The organism is Arthrobacter pascens, assembly GCF_030815585.1.
GTDB lineage: Bacteria > Actinomycetota > Actinomycetes > Actinomycetales > Micrococcaceae > Arthrobacter > Arthrobacter pascens_A.
On record NZ_JAUSWY010000001.1, the window covers coordinates 899,081 to 917,582 of the forward strand.

Below are 18,502 nucleotides of genomic sequence, written 5' to 3' on the forward strand. Positions count from 1 at the left end.
TCAGTGCCCTTCCTGGATGGTGACGTTGCTGACGGTGCCGTCGATCTGGATGACCAGGTGGCTGCCGGGCTTGTCGGTGTTGTAGGTGCTTTCCCGTGTGGAGATGCCGCTGCGGTGGCTGGTCCCTTCGTTGAGGTTGCCCAGGGTCATGTCGGCCTTGATGTCCACGGGGACGGTGTTGGGAATGACCACTGTCACGTTGCTCGCCGTGATATCCAGCGGAATCACGACGTCGGAGCTCAGCGGGGCATTCGAGCCCAGTGCCGTAAGGTCAACGGTTCCGCGTCCGGCGGTGACAGCGAATCCTTCGCGGGCCTGTTCGAGGCTCGAGGGTGTCCAGTCAACCTGCTCGAAGCGGACCCGGTCGCCGTTGCCCGCAACATTGAAGATTCCGCCGATCACCAGGGCCACGATGGCGAAGAACCCCAGAACACCCGAGGTCCGGCCCCTTAACCCGGCCAGGAGGATGCCCAGGCCCAGGACGGCTGCTGCGCTGGCCCAGACGATGGCATTGGCGGAGTCGCCCAGATTGATCACGTTGCCGGCATCGAGGGCTTTGAGGCCTCCGCCCACCAGCAGTGCTGCTCCCGCGGTGATTGCCACGGCCGGAGCGCCCGGGCCGCCGGGGCGGACCTTTGGGGCGCGGGCCGGGCCCTGCGGCGGTTGGTAGCCACCGCCGTACGATCCGCCGCTGTAGGGTCCGCCGCCGAAGGGCGCGGTGGGACCGGAGGGCGGCGTGGGCGCGTAGGGCCCGTTGCCCGTTGAGGTGGCGTCCGGTGCCGAGTACTGAGAAGGGAAGGGGGTTGACGGGTAGGCGGCGGCGAAGGCGGCGTTCCCGCCTGGACCGGCCCGTTGCGGGGTGGTGCCCATCGGAGCTCCGTTCCGGGCCTTGTTGCGCTGGGTCAGGTAGTAGATGAGGTACATGGCGCCGCCCACCCAGAACACGGTCCAGAAGAAGCCTCCGAAGCCGTTGCCCCTCCAGCCCCAGAATCCGCCGCCGAGGCCCGTGAGCCCCATCACCGTGGTGATCAGTGATCCTGTCATTCCGCTGGACCAGCGTCCGGCGCCCGCCTCCTGGACATGGATGCGTCCATCAGGTTCGGGGAGGAAAGCCCAGGCAAGACCGTAGAGCAGGACACCGATTCCGGCGAAAAGGGTAAGGACAATGAAGATGCCGCGGACAATCAAGGGATCGATTCCCATCCGCTGCGCTATCCCGCCGGCAACGCCGCCGATCCAGCGCTCGCGGCCGCGCTGGATACCATGGCTGCGGATCCACGTGAAGAAATCCTGTGGCTGGCCAGGCGCTTTGGCGCCGGGGTAAGGGCCGGGGTATTGGCTGTAGGGCGCCTGGTGCGGTGCGTCCTGTGGTGCATCCTGTGGTGCGTCCTGCGGAGTGGACGGCGGAGGTGGCACGAGCGGTTCGGTGGGCTGTTCCTTTCGCGAGTCAGGGAGAGGTTCCGTGGGCTGGCTGTCATCCGGGGTGGGGGTCTGCGAGTTCATACTTCGATCCTGCCGTCTGGGACCAGCCCGCTCTACTGGGTAACACCCTGAGCTGCCCCTGAGATACCCCCGGTTCGGGCCGGAAACAGGTCCGGGCAACCCTGATCCGTGTTTGGATTGACTCATGACAACCGCCCTGGCCCGCCCGCCGCTGGTCCGCAGCAGCGAGCGCCTCATCGCCGGAGTATGCGCCGGCCTTGCGGCGCATCTGGGCTGGCCAGTGAGGAATGTCCGGATCGGCATGGTCCTGGCATCGCTGGCCGGCGGCGCGGGCCTGGCGTTCTACGCCTGGCTATGGATCATGGTTCCCACCGCTGACGAAAGTGCCCGGCGCAACGCCCGCCGCCCGGCGTCGCCCATTGCGCCGGCCGTGAGCCAACCGCCGCCAGCCGCCGGCGCCTCCGCGTCAGCGTCGGCTGCTTCGAACGCCGGGCCGCACGCCGCCGCGCGGCCGCTCTGGGAAAATCCCGACGCCGGTGCTGCCGCCGCCTCTGCTGCCGCCGCCTCTGTTGCCGGGGCTATGCCCGCTGCGGTCGGTTCTTCGCCTGTTTCCCCGCCTCTGGCCAGTTACGGTGAGGCCGCCCGTCCGCCCTGGTTCAGGGCCCGCAGCATGCGGTACGGCAAGGAGATCCTGCTGGGTTCCGGCCTCCTCTTGGTCGCGGGCATCCTGATCGCCCAGCTCCTCGGTGTTAACGTGCCGCTGGGCACCCTGATCCCGGCTGCGGCGGTGCTGGGCGGCGCGGCCATCGCCTGGATGCAGCTGGACGAGACCCGCCGGGCGGGGCTGGTGGACAAGACCAAGGCAGACCAGGCCGGTGGTTGGGCGCGGCTCGCCGCCGGGCTGGCGCTGGTGGTGGCCGGTGTGCTGGTGATGGTGTCCGGCTCCGGGTCGTGGGAGCAGACCTGGCTGGCACTGTTGGCGTCGGTGGCGGTCCTGGGCGGGGTGGTGCTGGTGCTGCTCCCGTGGGCTTTGAAATTCTGGCGCGATCTGGAATCCGAACGTGCGGGCAGGATCCGTGAGACCGAACGGGCCGAGATCGCAGCCCACCTTCACGACTCCGTGCTTCAGACCCTTGCCCTGATCCAGCGGCGCGCCGGCAACGAGCACGATGTGGTGCGGCTGGCCAGGGCGCAAGAACGGGAACTCCGGGGCTGGCTGTTCCAGGATCCAGGCAAGGACGCCGGCCAGCTCTCGGACCGGATCAAGGCAACCGCAGCGGAGGTGGAAGACTTCCTGGGCAACGCTGTGGAAGTGGTGAGCGTGGGAGACACCGCCATGACTGAAGCGTACGAGGCATTGGTCCAGGCCAGCAGGGAAGCCATGCTTAATGCCTCCCGGCACGGCGGCGGAACCGTCTCTGTTTACCTCGAAGTTTCCGGCGGCCGCGCCGAGGTCTTTATCAAGGACCGGGGGCCCGGCTTCACGCTCCAGGACGTGCCCGAGGACCGTCTGGGCGTCAGGGAATCCATCATCGGCCGGATGAAGCGCCACGGCGGCAGTGCCTCCATCACCAGCACCCCTGACGGGACTGAAGTGCGGCTGGGACTGCCGGGGATCCAAACGGACAACGGGGAAGGGAAGACATGAACAACGTACAGGGGGCCGGTACCGGTCCGGTCCGCCCGATGAACACTGTCCGGGTGGTGATTGTGGATGACCACGCCATCTTCCGCTCCGGCCTCAAGGCTGACCTTGATGCGAGCATCCAGGTGGTGGGCGAGGCCGCCACCGTGGAGCAGGCCATTGCCGTGATCGCGCAGGAACGTCCGGAAGTGGTGCTCCTGGACGTTCACCTGCCGGGTGGGCTGGGCGGCGGCGGCCGGGAAGTGATCGCCGGCTCGGCAGCTCTCCTGGCCAACACAAAATTCCTGGCCCTCAGCGTCTCGGACGCGGCCGAGGACGTCGTGGCGGTCATCCGGGCGGGCGCCCGGGGCTACGTCACCAAAACCATTTCCGGGGCCGAGATCACGGACGCCGTCTTCCGGGTGGCCGGTGGAGACGCCGTCTTTTCGCCCCGGCTGGCGGGGTTTGTCCTGGACGCCTTCGGCACGGCCCCGGCAGACATCGCCGATAACGAACTGGACCGGCTCTCCGCCCGCGAACTCGAAGTCATGCGCCTGATAGCCCGCGGCTACAGCTATAAGGAAGTGGCCAAGGAGCTGTTCATCAGCATCAAAACAGTGGAAACACACGTCTCGGCTGTCCTGCGAAAGCTCCAGCTCTCAAGCCGGCATGAACTGACGAAGTGGGCTGCCGAGCGCCGCCTCCTCTAAGCCCCTTGCAGACGCTCTCTCACGTCCTGCCGCTTTTTCCCCAACCCTCTCTCACTTCCTGTGGCTTAACGCCGAACGCTCTCTCACGGGTGAGAGAGCGTTTAGCGTTTTCAGGCAGGAAGTGAGAGAGGGTGCCTACTTGGCCTTGCCTAGGAAGTCCTGCAACCGGGCCACACCCGTGGCCAGGTCGTCATCGCCCAAGGCGTAGGAGAGACGGAGGTAGCCCGAAGGCCCAAAGGCCTCACCCGGCACCACGGCCACTTCAACCTCGTCAAGGATAAGGGTGGCCAGTTCTGCGGAGGTCGACGGCGTGGACGTACCGGCCGCGGTCGGGAATTCCTTACCCAGCAGGGCACGGACGTCCGCGTACACGTAGAAGGCGCCCTTCGGCGTCGGGCATTCCACGCCGTCAATGGCGTTAAGCCCGGCCACGATCGCCTTGCGGCGGCGGTCGAACGCCACCTTCATTTCATTGACTGCGGTCAGGGGGCCGGAGACTGCTGCGAGGGCGGCGATCTGCGGGATGTTGGAGACGTTGGAGGTGGCGTGCGACTGGAGGTTGGTGGCGGCCTTGATGACATCGGCCGGACCGATCATCCAGCCCACCCGCCAACCGGTCATCGCGTAGGTCTTCGCCACACCGTTCAGGATCACCAGTTTGTCGCCCAGCTCCGGAGCTGCGGTGGCGATGGAGGTGAACGGGACGCCGTCGTAGGTCAGGTGCTCATAGATTTCGTCGGTCACCACCCACAGCCCCTTGGATGCGGCCCATTGGCCGATCTCAGCGACCTGCTCAGGGGAGTAAACGGAGCCGGTGGGGTTTGACGGCGATACGAAAAGCAGGATCTTGGTTTTGTCCGTAACGGCCGCCTCGAGCTGGTCGACGGTGACCAGGTAGTCCTGTTCCGGGCCAGCGAAGACCTCAACGGGGATACCGCCGGCTAGCCTGATGGCCTCAGGGTAAGTGGTCCAGAACGGGGTGGGCACAATCACTTCGTCGCCCGGATCCACCAGCGTGGCGAAGGTGTTGTAGACGGCCTGCTTGCCTCCGTTGGTCACCAGCACTTGGGATGCGTCCACGGCGTAGCCGGAGTCGCGCAGGGTCTTTTCCGCGATGGCCTTCTTGAGCTCCGGCAGGCCGCCGGCAGGGGAGTATCGGTGGTACTTCGGCTGGCTGGCGGCATCGATGGCGGCCTGAACAATGTAGTCCGGTGTGGGGAAGTCCGGTTCCCCGGCACCGAAGCCAATGACCGGCCGGCCTGCTGCCTTAAGCGCCTTGGCCTTGGCGTCAACGGCCAGGGTTGCGGATTCGGCAATAGCGGAAATGCGCTGGGAAACGCGGGCGGCAGACATGGCGGGTCCGTTCTTCGCTTGCAGCTCGTTGGCTGAATGGTGGAATTCGACGTGATCTACTCTATGCTGTTCAGCGGATCCTTCGGGTTGCCGGCGTGGATGTGACTGCAGGTCAGATCGACTCCCGGCGGGGCGGATGGTCCGAATGGAAGCTGGTTCGACGTACGCGAAGTTGTTGCGTAGACTGGTTCTCCGGTGTTGAAAACACGGATGATGGCGTGCGCCCCAGTGAAAACTGGCAAGTTCGGCAATGTGCAGTTTTCGATCCATAGGGTAGTGGCGCAATTGGTAGCGCAGCGGTCTCCAAAACCGCAGGTTGCAGGTTCGAGTCCTGTCTGCCCTGCGCAAGCTGTTCCGGCGGAATGCCGGAGCAAGCGCAGCAACCATGGTTCTGATCAGGACCGGGTAATCCAACATTGCAAAGATGAGTGAGGACCAGGTGACCGAAACAGCTGCCAGCAGCTCCAAGGGCCGCCCAGCTAAGAAGGACGCCAAGGCAAACTTCTTCGCTCGCATTGCACTTTTTGTCCGCCAGGTCATCGGCGAACTGAAGAAAGTCGTTGCGCCTACCCGCAAGGAATTGATCAATTACACGCTCGTGGTGCTGGTGTTCGTGGCCATCATGATGGTCATCGTCAGCCTGCTGGACCTCGGTTTTGGAACCGCGGTCAGCTGGGTCTTCGGCGGCATCGCCCCCACGGACCGCTAAGGCGAATTCGTCCGCAGGCTGCGTGGTCCTGTCCGGGTAACCGGAGGGAATCCACGGGGCGTGCGGAATTGAGCCATTTAAATAGGCATGTTAGGCAATGAGGAAGCAGGAGACCAAGTGTCTGAGCAGGAGCTCGAGGTAACCGAGACTGAGCAGGAAAAGTCCACGGACATCACGGCAGCCCCCACGGCAGAAGCCGGTGAAGAGTCTGAGGTTGAGTCCGCTGCGCCCGAATCCGCCGATGCCGATTCTGACGATGCTGACCCCTCAGGGGAAAATGAAGCTGACTCTTCAGAGGCCGGCGATGCCACTGACGATGCCGAAGGCGGCTCCGAAGAAGAGTCCGACGCCCTTGCGGCGGCTGCTGCTGCCGCTGAAGTGGATCCAGCTGAGGAATTCAAGGGCAAGCTGCGCCGCCAGGAGGGTGACTGGTACGTCATCCACTCGTACGCCGGTTACGAAAACCGCGTGAAGGCCAACCTTGAGACCCGCATCCAGACCCTGGACATGGAAGATTACATCTTCGAAATCCAGGTGCCGATGGAAGAGGTCGTTGAGATCAAGAACGCTCAGCGCAAGGTCATCAACCGCGTCCGCATCCCCGGCTACGTGCTGGTCCGCATGGACCTGACGGATGCCTCCTGGGGCGCCGTCCGCCACACCCCCGGCGTCACCGGCTTCGTGGGCAACGCCCACAACCCCGTCCCGCTGCGCCTGGACGAAGTCTTCTCCATGCTTGCCCCGGTCTTCGAAGAAGAGCAGGCTGAAAAGGGCAAGCCGGTCAAGCACGCTGCCGCCCCGGTTGACGTTGACTTCGAGGTCGGCGAGTCCGTCATCGTCAAGGAAGGTCCGTTCGAGACCCTTCCTGCCACGATCTCCGAGATCAAGGTGGAATCCCAGACCCTCGTGGTCCTGGTCTCCATCTTCGAACGCGAAACCCCGGTCACCCTGGCGTTCAACCAGGTCACCAAGATCTGACCACCCTAGAATTCGCTCCGGGACTGCCCGCTTAGCAGTCCCGGGACGGCCGGCCGCCTCGCCATGGCGGCCACAAACCTGAGGCACGCTCCTGTGTCCCAGGACGTAATTGAGAGAAGGACCCTACATTGGCTCCCAAGAAGAAGGTCACCGGCCTCATCAAGCTGCAGATCCAGGCAGGTGCCGCTAACCCGGCTCCGCCGATTGGTCCTGCGCTTGGCCAGCACGGTGTCAACATCATGGAATTCTGCAAGGCGTACAACGCTGCCACAGAAGCCCAGCGCGGAAACGTCATCCCCGTGGAAATCACGGTTTACGAGGACCGTTCATTCACGTTTATCACCAAGACCCCGCCGGCTGCAGAGCTCATCAAGAAGGCTGCAGGCGTTGCCAAGGGTTCGCCCACGCCGCACACCGTCAAGGTTGCCAAGCTGACGCAGGCCCAGGTTAACGAGATCGCCACCACCAAGATGGAAGACCTCAACGCCACGAGCCTCGAAGGCGCAGCCAAGATCATCGCCGGCACCGCCCGCTCCATGGGTATCACCGTCGAGGGTTAATTCCCTCATCGCTGCAGCGGCGCCGGGATCGGGAAACCGACGACGACGACGGGCAGCACCGCCGGGTAACCGGCACCACCGCCGGACAACCGGCACCATCGGAAATGTTGGAAGTCCCGTCCGGATATAACGCCGGACAAACCCCGGATGACCAACTGTGGCAGGGCCCAGCGCGGTCCGCAGACCACAACTGCACAAGGAGAAATAAGCAGCATGGCAAAGCGCAGCAAAGCATATGAGGCAGCAGCCGCCAAGATCGACGCGGAGAAGTTCTACGCGCCGTACGAGGCAGTAACGCTCGCCAAGGACACCAACCCGTCCAAGTTCGACGCCACCGTTGAGGTCGCCTTCCGTCTGGGCGTTGACCCGCGTAAGGCTGACCAGATGGTCCGCGGAACCGTCAACCTGCCCCACGGTACCGGCAAGGTCTCCCGCGTCCTCGTCTTCGCAACGGGCGACAAGGCCGAAGCAGCAATCGCTGCTGGCGCCGACTTCGTTGGTTCCGATGACCTGATCGAGAAGATCGCAGCCGGCTGGACCGACTTCGACGCAGCCGTCGCCACCCCTGACCTCATGGGCAAGGTTGGCCGACTCGGTAAGGTCCTTGGTCCGCGTAACCTGATGCCGAACCCGAAGACCGGCACCGTCACGGCAGACGTCACCAAGGCTGTCAACGACATCAAGGGCGGCAAGATCGACTTCCGCGTCGACAAGCACTCCAACCTGCACTTCATCATCGGCAAGGTTTCCTTCGACGCCATCAAGCTGGCCGAGAACTACGCAGCAGCACTGGAAGAGGTGCTTCGCCTGAAGCCGTCCGCTTCCAAGGGCCGCTACATCCAGAAGGCTACCGTGGCCACCACGTTCGGCCCGGGTATCTCGGTTGACCCGAACGTCACCAAGGTTCTGACCGAGGTCTGATCCTTTCAGTTCCTGGTGCCGGATCCCTTCCGGCGCACAAAGGACCGTCCGGCATTGCGCCGGGCGGTCCTTTGTTTTTCGACGCCACCGGCTGAAGTCCCACCAAGCCGTCGACTGAACCGCGCGTTCGACTGAACCGTGCCTTCGACTGAACCGTGCGGCTGGCTACTAGGCTGGGGGCATGACCGCCCTGGCGATTACCGCCGTCGTCATCCCTCCGCCATCCGACGGCAGGAGGGAAACCCTTGCAGGGGGCACCCGGCCCCACACGGACTTCCACGACATCCAGGCACTCAGGGAAGCGCACGAGCTGGAGAAATGGGGCAACCTTGACCGCTGCCCCACGGCCCTGGAGAGCTTGGAGTACTGGCGTGGCAACGACTATGAGGAGCGGCTGCTTTTTGTAGCACGGCTGGACCGGGAAATAGTGGGCACGTGCTCCGTGACCTTGCCGCTGCGCGAAAACACCGTCACCGCAGGGATAGATGTGCTGGTGGCGGCTGCATACCGGAGGCGGGGCTGGGGGCGCCGGTTGCTGGAACATGCCGAAGGGGTTGCGGCGGAACGCGGCAGGACGTCCCTTGACGCCTATTGCGAACTCCCCGCGGAGCCGGTGGAGCGTGCCGGCCGTATCCTGCCCGCCAAATCCGGGGCGGGCGGACTCCCCGCGGAGGAGGCTTCCGTTGCCTTTGCTTCGGGCGCCGGCTACGAACTGGAGCAGGTGGAGAGATCCAGCCGGCTGTACCTGCCGGTGCCGTCTGAGCACCTTGCCGCACTGGAAACGGAGGCCGCCGCATTTGCGCGAAGCTACACCACTGTTGGCTGGGCTGACACGTGTCCGGAGCAACTCGTGGCCGAATACGCTGTCCTCAAGCGCCATATGAGCACCGATGTGCCGGTGGCGGGGATGAACTGGGAAGCCGAGGTCTGGGATACGGCCAGGGTGCGCCAGGAGGAACAGGTCCTCATCCGCAGTGGCGTCGAGAGCCTGGTGGCCGCCGCGATGCACAAGGCCACCGGGGAGTTGGTGGCATACACGGTCCTGACCTGGCGGCCGGGAGTGCCGGCGGCCGTCACCCAACAGGACACCCTGGTGTCCGCGGCGCATCGGGGACACCGCCTGGGGATGCTGGTCAAGGTTGCGAATCTTCGCTCCGCCCAGCAGCGCTGGCCTGCTGCCCGGTCGCTACTTACATGGAACGCCAGCGAAAACCAGCATATGCTGGCGATAAATATTTCGCTTGGATTCAGGCCTGCTGGCTATGAAGGTGAGTGGCAGAAACGGCTGGGATGATGCCCCTTATGACAAGAGATGTAAAGATCGAGCAGCTTTGGATTCCGGATTCGCTTGACGCGCCGGACGCGGCGGACTTCGTGGCCGCGGTCGAGGTGGGGCGCAAGGTCCGGATGCAGACGTGGGGAAGCGACGATCTGGCGTACGCGCCGCTGGAAAAACTCCTGGAACTGGCCGATCCTTACGAACGCCAGATCATCCTCGTGGCCAAGATTGACGGTGAAATCGTGGGAACGGTAGACATTGCCCTTCCGCTGGCGGACAACCTTGACCTCGCAGAATTCACCCTTGACATCCTGCCGGAATTCCAGCGGCAGGGGGTGGGCCGGAAACTGCTCCTCGCGGCTGAACATATGGCACGGGGCGAGGGCCGCACCATGATCCTGGTGGACACGAACCATCCCGGGGCTTCGCTGCATGAGTTCGAGAAGGCCCAACTGGTACCTGGATCGGGGCAGGGCTTTGTCCCCCTCGCCAGCAGGGAGGTCGAGTTTGCCCGCAAGACGGGATACACCCTGCAGCACATCGAACAGTTCAGTTCGTGCGCCCTGCCGCTGGACACCAAGCTGGTGGCCGACCTCCAATCGGAGGCTGATGAAGCCAACAACGGCCGCTACGCCCTGCATCACTGGACTGACCGCTGCCCGGATCAGTGGCTGGAAGCCGTGGCCGTCCTAGAGAACCAGGCGGGCGCCGACGTCGACCCCTCCCTTGAGACTCCCGTTGAGCAGGACATGATTTTCGACGGCGGTATCCTTCGTGAAGCGGAGGAGGCCACCATTGCGCAAGGCCGGCGGACGGTGGTCACGGCGGTTGAACATCTGGCCACTGGAGCGCTTGTGGGCCTGACCACGATCAGTGTGCTGGCCCACCGCGCGGACGTCGTCTTCCAGGATGACACGCTGGTGCTCCAGGAGCACCGGGGCAACAAACTGGGACTGCTGATCAAAGTGGCCAACATGGAACGGCTGACCGAGCAGTTTCCGGACGCCCGGGTCATCTACACCTGGAACGCTCCGGAGAACAGGTACCTCCTGACCGTAAACCAGCAGCTGGGCTTCACCACCGCAGGTGTCACGGGCATCTGGCAGAAGGAACTGCCCCACCTCGGAGCCAGCACCAGCTAAGGCCCGATTTGGCGGACCGGCGGCCGGTCCCGTATGGTTGAAGTACCAAAGACCGTCGGTTGTTGGAAATCCACTCTCACGAACACAGCTCAACTCTGCAGTTGTGCGCGCGAGGGCAAGTGGCTTTCTGGACGAAGGACCCTGAACGTAGGGCGGCCAGCGCAGGTGAACGAAGCAAAGCTCCACGGCAACAAGCGTGTTGAGCCCAGCCCCGTGCATCTGCGCGGGGCGTTTTTAGTTTTAGCTCACCTGAGCGGGGACCGTCGAATACCGGCACTATCCCCGGAAGGAGGGTTATGGCAACGCCAATCAAGGTTTCAGCAGTAGCTGAGATCACAAACGATTTCAAGGAATCGAACGCCGCTGTCCTGACCGAATACCGCGGGCTCACCGTTGCACAGCTCAAGCAGCTGCGTGTTTCTCTCGGCCAGGACACCAAGTTCTCGGTCGTCAAGAACACCCTGACCGCCATTGCAGCCAAGGAAGCCGGTGTTGAAGCATTCAACGACCAGCTCTCCGGCCCCACTGCAATCGCGTTCATCAAGGGTGACGCAGTTGCCGCTGCCAAGAGCCTGACGGATTTTGCCAAAGCCAACAAGCAGCTGGTCATCAAGACCGGTTACTTCGAGGGCAAGGCACTGAACGCGAGCGAAGTTGCTGCCCTGGCAGCACTCGAGTCCCGCGAGCTGCAGCTCGCCAAGGTTGCAGGGATCCTCAAGGCTCCTGCCGCCGCCGCTGCACGCATCATCGACGCACTGCGTCTCAAGCTTGAAGAAGAGAACGGTGCACCGGCAGCTGCCGAGGCTCCTGCCGCTGACGAAGCTCCCGCCGAAGAGGCTCCCGCCGCAGAAGCTGAGGCCCCGGCCGAAGCTCCCGCTGCCGAAGAGAAGTAGTTTCTCTTTACCCACCAGACTCCGGTGTGAAGGCAAGCCACAGGCCGCCGAGCACCACTATAGGAAGGACGCCACACCATGGCGAAGCTCACCAACGAAGAGCTCATTGAAGCTTTCAAGGAACTGACCATCATCGAGCTCTCCGAGTTCGTCAAGCTCTTCGAAGAGACCTTCGAAGTTACCGCAGCTGCTGTTGCTGTTGCCGGCCCCGCCGGTGGCGGCGCTGCAGAAGAGGCTGAAGAGCAGACTGAATTCGACGTCATCCTCGAAGCTGCCGGCGACAAGAAGATCGCAGTGATCAAGGAAGTTCGCGCCATCACTTCCCTGGGCCTCAAGGAAGCCAAGGACCTGGTTGACAGCGCTCCCAAGGCTGTTCTCGAAGGTGTCACCAAGGAAGCTGCCGAGAAGGCTATCGCACAGCTCGAAGAAGCCGGCGCCCGCGTTACCCTCAAGTAACTCCCGCCTCTTCAAGGAAAACCCCGTCCACTCCGGTGGGCGGGGTTTTTTGCGTTCGCGGCCCAACTGGCTCGCATTTAACGTCGTTAAAACGCGGAATGGCGACGTTAAATGCGAGCTACTTAGGTGCCTATGCGTTACGCAAGCGGGTCGCTGATGTCCGCCACCACTGCGCCCAAAGCGGAGGCCAGCGCATCGGCGTCCACAAAGGCGCTGTAGCCATGCTCGCCCGCGCCCATGGAGATCCGGCGCCCCGTGATGGTCCGGTCCGCGTACACCGGCCACGCGGTGGTGCTTCCGAGCGGGGTGATGGTTCCGCGCTCATAGCCCGTTGCATCCAGGGCCACGTCGGCCGGCGGCAGCGACAGTTTGTTGACGCCCACCAGGTTCCTTAGCTTGGGCCAGGAGATCTGCCGGTCGCCGGGGATGAGGGCGAATAGGAAGCTTCCGTCTTTGTGCCTGACCACCAGCGACTTCACGATGTCCGCCGGAGTGATGCCCAGGATGCCCGCTGCCTCCTCAAGGCTGTTCGCGGCCAGGCGCTCCACGATCTGGATGTCCAGTCCGCGGGCTTTGGCGTCGGCCAGGAAACGCTCCCGGCCGACGCCGTCCGTTCCCCCTGCTGAAAGGGTCGCCATCAGTCCCGGTACAGCAGCAGGGCCTCGCCCTGCCCGCCCCCGCCACACAGGGACACTGCGGCTTTGCCGCTGCCGCGACGTTTAAGTTCGTGGGCGGCGTGCAGCGCCAGCCGTGCCCCGGATGCGCCGATCGGGTGGCCCAGCGCAATAGCGCCGCCGTGGAGGTTGCACTGCTCCAAGGGGTAGTCCAGGTCCTTCAGGGACTGCACGGCAACAGAACCAAAAGCCTCGTTGATCTCGATGAAGTCCAGGTCTGCCATGCTCCAGCCCGCCCGTCCCAGGGCGTTTTTGATGGCGTTTGAGGGTTGGGAGTGGAGGGAATTGTCCGGACCGGCAACCTGGCCCGGCTTGCCTACAACCGCCAGGAATTCCAGTCCGTTTTCCTCAGCGAACTTGCGGGTGGTCAGGACCAGTGCGGAGGCGCCGTCGGACAGGGGAGAGGAGTTCCCCGCCGTGATGGTTCCATCGCTGACAAAGGCGGCCCGGAGCCCGGCGAGTGATTCCACGGTGGTGTTCGGACGGACCCCTTCATCGGCGGAGACCACCACGGGGTCACCCTTGCGCTGCTTGACGCTGATGGGGGCGATCTCGTCGTCGAATATGCCGTTCTTGGCGGCCAGGGCCGCTCGCTGGTGCGAGTGTGCCGCCACGTTGTCCTGCGACGTCCGGTCAATTCCCAGGGTGAAGTTCTTGGTTTCAGTGGACAGCCCCATTGACTGGCCGTCGAAGGCGTCGGTGAGGCCGTCATGCGCAGCAACGTCAAGGGCCTGGATGGCGCCGTACGTCCAGCCCTGCCTGGAGCCGGGCAGCAGATGGGGGGCCCGGGTCATGGATTCCTGGCCGCCGGCCACCACCACAGTGGCGTCGCCGCTGCGGATCATGCGTGCGGCATCGATAACCGCTGTCAGTCCGGACAGGCACACCTTGTTGATCGTGACCGTGGGGACATTCCAGCCGATGCCGGCACCGATGGCGCTTTGACGGGCCGGGTTCTGGCCTGAGCCTGCCTGCAGCACCTGGCCCATGATGACCGCGTCCACACGGTCAGCATCCAGGCCGGTCGCCGATATGGCGGCTTTGATGGCGTGGGCGCCAAGTTCGACGGCGGTGAAGCTCGCCAGTTGCCCGTTCAGGCGGCCCTGCGGAGTGCGCGCCGCTGCGAGGATGACAACGTCAGTGTCGTCTGCGGAGTTACCCATTGTTATCTCTTCCGATCTGAAACGATGTAGGCCAAGGCTATCGTGAGGCTTATCACCTAACCATCCAAACGCTGAATCAGTACAGCGAATTCCGCGGATCGCGTCTCAATAATCAGGGCTTGCAGGGGAGAACTACCCATGCCCGAAACGTGCATGACGGCGGCGGCCTGCGTAGGGTGGACGGCGGACAGTTTCGGAGCGTGACTGGACTTTCATAACGCAAAACAGGGGAGCAGTATCTTGAAGAAAATCCTTGCCGCGGCAGCCGTTGCCGGCCTCGCCGGGCTGACGGCCTGTGCCCCCTCCACTCCTGCGCCGGCCAGCACCACAGCATCCGCGACCCCAACATCATCCGCCGCCGGTACTCCCAAAGCGACGTCGTCGAAATCTTCCGGGACACCAGTGGCGGCTGGCGGGGTCAAGGAGGCCTGTGAGCTTTTCAATACGCTCTATGCCGGCTACAAGGCGGCGGTGCCTCAGAATGACCCCAACGCGTTCGAGGACATCTACCTGAAGTCCGAGGAGGCAAAGGACACGGCCCCACGTGACGTGGCCGGCCTGTTTGCGGCGCTGAGCCTCCTCGCCATCGACCACTCTGCGGCGGCTGAGTCCGGTGGCGGGCCGGAACAGGCATCCAAGGACGCGGTTCGCGACGCCGTCTTTGGCAACGCCGGCGGTGCCTGCACCGCGGAGGATGTCACCTTGCGGCTCTGATCCCGGTCTGCTGGCGGCACCCATCCGACGGCGAAAAATCAGTGCTTGCAATCAGGCGCGATGTGGGGTAGACACGCACTAGGTTTTGCCGTATCGTAGATATTTGCGTCTTCCCTGTTTACCTTCAGCCTTCATATAGCGGTGGGCTTTGCCTGGCAGCTGACCTTTAACGTGCCGTCAACAACGTCACACTATGGGCAGCGCGGGCCCCGGGTCATATAGCGGAACCGGATGGTAGCACTGCAGAGTCATTCTGCAGGGTGCACAGCGGGGGAGATCTGAAAACGCCTGAAGGTCTGTGGAAGGATCCCTCTTGGTCGCCTCGAGCACCTCTAATAACGAAACCGCTAACACCGCCGACAGCACTGATGGTGCCACTCGCCGGCTCTCATTCGCAAAGATTCACGAACCTCTTGACGTTCCGAATCTTCTTGCCCTGCAGACAGACAGCTTCGACTGGCTGGTCGGAAACGAACGCTGGCAGGCACGCGTAGCGAAAGCCGTCGAAGAAAACGATCTCAGCGTCGCCACCTCGTCCGGTCTTTCGGACATCTTCGAAGAGATCTCCCCGATCGAGGACTTCCAGGGCACCATGTCCCTGAGCTTCTCCGATCCCGAGTTCGCCGACCCGAAGTACACCATGGCCGAGTGCAAGGACCGGGACGCAACGTACTCGGCTCCGCTGTACGTCAAGGCCGAGTTCATGAACAACAACACGGGCGAAATCAAGCAGCAGACCGTGTTCATGGGCGACTTCCCGCTGATGACGGAGAAGGGCACATTCGTCGTCAACGGCACCGAACGTGTCGTCGTCTCCCAGCTGGTCCGTTCACCGGGCGCGTACTTCGAGCGCACCGCCGACAAGACCAGTGACAAGGACATCTTCACTGCCAAGATCATCCCGTCCCGCGGTGCATGGTTCGAGCTCGAGATCGACAAGCGCGACCAGGTCGGCGTCCGCCTCGACCGCAAGCGCAAGCAGTCCGTCACGGTGCTGCTGAAGGCCCTTGGCTGGACCGAAGGCCAGATCCTCGAAGAGTTCGGCCAGTACGACTCCATGCGCGCAACGCTGGAGAAGGACGCCACCGAGACCCGCGAAGACGCGTTGCTGGACATCTACCGGAAGCTGCGACCGGGCGAGCCGCCCACAGTCGAGGCTGCCCAGTCCCTGCTGGACAACCTGTACTTCAACTCCAAGCGCTACGATCTGGCCAAGGTTGGCCGTTACAAGATCAACCGCAAGCTCGGCATCGACCGCTCCCTTGGCGACAAGGAAGCTTCGGTCCTGCACGTTGAAGACATCGTCGCCATGATCAAGTTCCTGGTTGCCCTGCACGCCGGCGAGAAGACCCTCACGGGCAAGCGCGACGGCCAGGACCACGAACTGCGTGTCGAGATCGATGACATCGACCACTTCGGAAACCGCCGCATCCGCGCCGTCGGCGAGCTCATCGAGAACCAGGTCCGCACCGGCCTGTCCCGTATGGAGCGCGTTGTCCGCGAGCGTATGACCACCCAGGACGTCGAGGCCATCACGCCGCAGACCCTGATCAACATCCGCCCCGTGGTTGCAGCCATCAAGGAGTTCTTCGGAACGTCCCAGCTGTCACAGTTCATGGACCAGAACAACCCGCTCTCGGGTCTGACCCACAAGCGCCGCCTGTCGGCCCTTGGCCCGGGTGGTCTGTCCCGTGACCGTGCAGGCATGGAAGTCCGCGACGTTCACCCGTCCCACTACGGACGTATGTGCCCCATTGAAACCCCTGAAGGCCCGAACATCGGTCTGATCGGTTCGCTGGCGTCCTACGGCCGCATCAACCCGTTCGGCTTCATCGAGACGCCTTACCGCCTGGTGTCCGAGGGCGTTGTCTCCGATGAGGTCCAGTACCTGACGGCTGACGACGAAGCAGAGGTCCTGATTGCTCAGGCCAACGCTCCGCTGGACCAGAACAAGAAGTTCGCCGAAGAGACCGTCCTTGTCCGCGCCCGTGGTGGTGGAGGCGAGCCCGTGCTGGTTCCCGCCGCCGACGTCGAGTTCATGGACGTTTCCCCGCGCCAGATGGTGTCCGTGGCTACCGCGCTGATCCCGTTCCTCGAGCATGACGATGCAAACCGTGCACTTATGGGTGCCAACATGCAGCGCCAGGCCGTGCCGCTGGTCCGTTCCGAGGCGCCCTTCGTCGGTACCGGCATGGAGCGTGCTGCTGCAGTCGACGCCGGTGACGTTGTCATCGCGAAGAAGGCCGGTGTGGTCACCGAGGTCTCCGCTGAGCTGGTCATCATGCTCAACGACGACGGTACGGAAACCAACTACCGCATCAACAAGTTCGCCCGTTCCAACCAGGGCAACTGCTACAACCACCGCGTACTGGTGAGCGAAGGCCAGCGCCTGGAGGTCGGCGGCATCATCGCCGACGGCCCGGCAACGGACCAGGGCGAGCTCGCCCTCGGTAAGAACCTCCTTGTGGCATTCATGTCATGGGAGGGCCACAACTTCGAGGACGCCATCATCCTCTCGCAGCGCATTGTTGCCGAGGACGTCCTTTCCTCCATCCACATCGAGGAGCACGAGATCGATGCCCGCGACACCAAACTTGGTGCCGAGGAAATCACCCGTGACATCCCCAACGTGTCCGAGGAAGTCCTTGCGGGCCTGGACGAGCGTGGCATCATCCACATCGGTGCCGAGGTTGAAGCAGGCGACATCCTGGTCGGAAAGGTCACCCCGAAGGGTGAAACCGAACTGACCCCGGAAGAGCGCCTGCTGCGTGCCATCTTCGGTGAGAAGTCCCGCGAAGTGCGCGACACCTCGCTGAAGGTTCCGCACGGCGAGTCCGGCACCGTTATCGGTGTCCGCGTCTTCGACCGCGACAACGACGACGAACTGCCCCCGGGCGTTAACCAGCTGGTCCGCGTGTACGTGGCCGCCAAGCGTAAGATCACCGACGGCGACAAGCTCGCCGGCCGCCACGGCAACAAGGGTGTCATCTCCAAGATCCTTCCGATCGAAGACATGCCCTTCCTTGCCGACGGTACCCCCGTTGATATTGTCCTGAACCCGCTGGGTGTCCCGGGCCGTATGAACGTCGGCCAGGTGCTCGAAACGCACCTCGGCTGGGTTGCCAAGACCGGTTGGAAGATCGAGGGCGAGCCCGAGTGGGTCAAGCAGCTGCCGAACCTGCCACGCGAGAGTGGCCAGACCACTGTTGCAACGCCGGTGTTCGACGGCGCCCGTGAAGAGGAAATCACCGGGCTGCTGGACTCCACCAACGTGACCCGCGACGGCGACCGCCTGATCAACTCCTCAGGCAAGACCCGCCTCTTCGACGGCCGCTCCGGCGAGCCGTTCCCGGATCCGATCTCGGTCGGCTACATGTACATCCTGAAGCTCCACCACCTGGTGGACGACAAGATCCATGCCCGCTCCACCGGCCCGTACTCCATGATCACGCAGCAGCCGCTGGGTGGTAAGGCACAGTTCGGTGGCCAGCGCTTCGGTGAAATGGAAGTGTGGGCGCTTGAGGCTTATGGCGCCGCGTACACGCTCCAGGAACTCCTCACGATCAAGTCGGATGATATCCACGGTCGTGTGAAGGTCTACGAAGCCATCGTCAAGGGCGAGAACATCCCCGAGCCGGGCGTTCCTGAGTCCTTCAAGGTCTTGATCAAGGAAATGCAGTCGCTGTGCCTGAACGTGGAAGTGCTTTCCACGGACGGAACCACAATTGAAATGCGTGACTCTGATGACGCAGTCTTCACGGCTGCGGAAGAACTGGGCATCGATCTGTCTCGTGCAGAGCCAAGTTCCGTAGAAGAGGTTTAGCAGGTTGATGTCCGACGGCGGGTGACCACCCGCCGTCGGACGTCACCTCCCTCTTCCCGT

Annotated in this window: 16 protein-coding genes and 1 tRNA gene; 13 read left to right on the plus strand and 4 right to left on the minus strand. The window is 63.5% G+C overall.

What is annotated here, in order from left to right; all coding sequences use genetic code 11:
* Entirely contained in the window at window positions 1-1,503 is a 1,503-nt protein-coding gene (locus tag QFZ30_RS04270; RefSeq protein WP_307073805.1) for a PspC domain-containing protein, read from the minus strand.
* Window positions 1,504-1,627: 124 nt separating this feature from the next.
* On the opposite strand from QFZ30_RS04270, the gene QFZ30_RS04275 reads away from it, so the two are divergent.
* Together QFZ30_RS04275 and QFZ30_RS04280 are read left to right on the plus strand one after the other, a co-directional pair.
* Window positions 1,628-3,091, plus strand: coding sequence for an ATP-binding protein (locus QFZ30_RS04275; RefSeq protein ID WP_307073808.1), 1,464 nt, complete (start codon window positions 1,628-1,630; stop codon window positions 3,089-3,091).
* Window positions 3,088-3,777, plus strand: a complete 690-nt coding sequence (locus QFZ30_RS04280) for a LuxR C-terminal-related transcriptional regulator (protein WP_307073810.1) — start codon at window positions 3,088-3,090, stop codon at window positions 3,775-3,777. Before QFZ30_RS04275 ends, QFZ30_RS04280 begins: the two co-directional genes overlap by 4 nt.
* 135 nt (window positions 3,778-3,912) lie before the next feature.
* Here QFZ30_RS04280 and QFZ30_RS04285 read toward each other — a convergent pair whose 3' ends face one another.
* The gene (locus QFZ30_RS04285) at window positions 3,913-5,130 is read right to left on the minus strand and encodes a pyridoxal phosphate-dependent aminotransferase (protein ID WP_307073811.1); all 1,218 of its coding nucleotides are present in this window, start codon (window positions 5,128-5,130) and stop codon (window positions 3,913-3,915) included.
* 270 nt (window positions 5,131-5,400) lie between these two features.
* Between QFZ30_RS04285 and QFZ30_RS04290 the strand changes: the two genes are divergently transcribed.
* From QFZ30_RS04290 to rplL, 9 genes are all read left to right on the plus strand, one after another.
* Window positions 5,401-5,473: transfer RNA gene (locus QFZ30_RS04290), tRNA-Trp, on the plus strand.
* Window positions 5,474-5,554: 81 nt separating this feature from the next.
* Entirely contained in the window at window positions 5,555-5,839 is a 285-nt protein-coding gene (gene secE / locus QFZ30_RS04295; protein ID WP_307073813.1) for a preprotein translocase subunit SecE, read from the plus strand.
* Between the two features lie 117 nt (window positions 5,840-5,956).
* Complete coding sequence (gene nusG, locus QFZ30_RS04300; RefSeq protein ID WP_307073815.1) at window positions 5,957-6,817, plus strand: transcription termination/antitermination protein NusG; 861 nt, start codon at window positions 5,957-5,959, stop codon at window positions 6,815-6,817.
* A 128-nt stretch (window positions 6,818-6,945) separates the two neighbouring features.
* On the plus strand, window positions 6,946-7,377 hold the full coding sequence (gene rplK / locus QFZ30_RS04305) for a 50S ribosomal protein L11 (RefSeq protein WP_024365990.1): 432 nt from the start codon (window positions 6,946-6,948) through the stop codon (window positions 7,375-7,377).
* Window positions 7,378-7,590: 213 nt separating this feature from the next.
* Window positions 7,591-8,298: a 50S ribosomal protein L1 gene (gene rplA, locus QFZ30_RS04310; protein WP_307073817.1), complete on the plus strand. Its 708-nt coding sequence runs from the start codon at window positions 7,591-7,593 to the stop codon at window positions 8,296-8,298.
* A 181-nt stretch (window positions 8,299-8,479) separates the two neighbouring features.
* Window positions 8,480-9,592 (plus strand): GNAT family N-acetyltransferase, encoded by a 1,113-nt coding sequence (locus QFZ30_RS04315; protein WP_307073819.1) that lies wholly within the window; start codon window positions 8,480-8,482, stop codon window positions 9,590-9,592.
* Between the two features lie 8 nt (window positions 9,593-9,600).
* On the plus strand, window positions 9,601-10,719 hold the full coding sequence (locus QFZ30_RS04320) for a GNAT family N-acetyltransferase (RefSeq protein WP_307073821.1): 1,119 nt from the start codon (window positions 9,601-9,603) through the stop codon (window positions 10,717-10,719).
* Between the two features lie 296 nt (window positions 10,720-11,015).
* A complete protein-coding gene (gene rplJ, locus QFZ30_RS04325) occupies window positions 11,016-11,612 on the plus strand; it encodes a 50S ribosomal protein L10 (protein ID WP_307073823.1) in 597 nt (198 codons plus the stop codon).
* Between the two features lie 78 nt (window positions 11,613-11,690).
* On the plus strand, window positions 11,691-12,068 hold the full coding sequence (gene rplL / locus QFZ30_RS04330; RefSeq protein WP_307073825.1) for a 50S ribosomal protein L7/L12: 378 nt from the start codon (window positions 11,691-11,693) through the stop codon (window positions 12,066-12,068).
* Between the two features lie 137 nt (window positions 12,069-12,205).
* Here the strand turns inward: rplL and QFZ30_RS04335 are convergent, their stop codons facing one another.
* The gene (locus QFZ30_RS04335) at window positions 12,206-12,706 is read right to left on the minus strand and encodes an aminoacyl-tRNA deacylase (protein WP_307073826.1); all 501 of its coding nucleotides are present in this window, start codon (window positions 12,704-12,706) and stop codon (window positions 12,206-12,208) included.
* On the minus strand, window positions 12,706-13,905 hold the full coding sequence (locus QFZ30_RS04340; RefSeq protein WP_307073828.1) for an acetyl-CoA C-acetyltransferase: 1,200 nt from the start codon (window positions 13,903-13,905) through the stop codon (window positions 12,706-12,708). Before QFZ30_RS04340 ends, QFZ30_RS04335 begins: the two co-directional genes overlap by 1 nt.
* 240 nt (window positions 13,906-14,145) lie before the next feature.
* On the opposite strand from QFZ30_RS04340, the gene QFZ30_RS04345 reads away from it, so the two are divergent.
* Together QFZ30_RS04345 and rpoB are read left to right on the plus strand one after the other, a co-directional pair.
* A complete protein-coding gene (locus QFZ30_RS04345; RefSeq protein WP_307073830.1) occupies window positions 14,146-14,619 on the plus strand; it encodes a hypothetical protein in 474 nt (157 codons plus the stop codon).
* Window positions 14,620-14,932: 313 nt separating this feature from the next.
* Window positions 14,933-18,442 carry a DNA-directed RNA polymerase subunit beta gene (gene rpoB / locus QFZ30_RS04350; protein WP_307073832.1) on the plus strand — a complete coding sequence of 1,170 codons (3,510 nt, stop codon included), beginning with the start codon at window positions 14,933-14,935 and terminating at the stop codon, window positions 18,440-18,442.
* Window positions 18,443-18,502 lie beyond the last annotated feature (60 nt).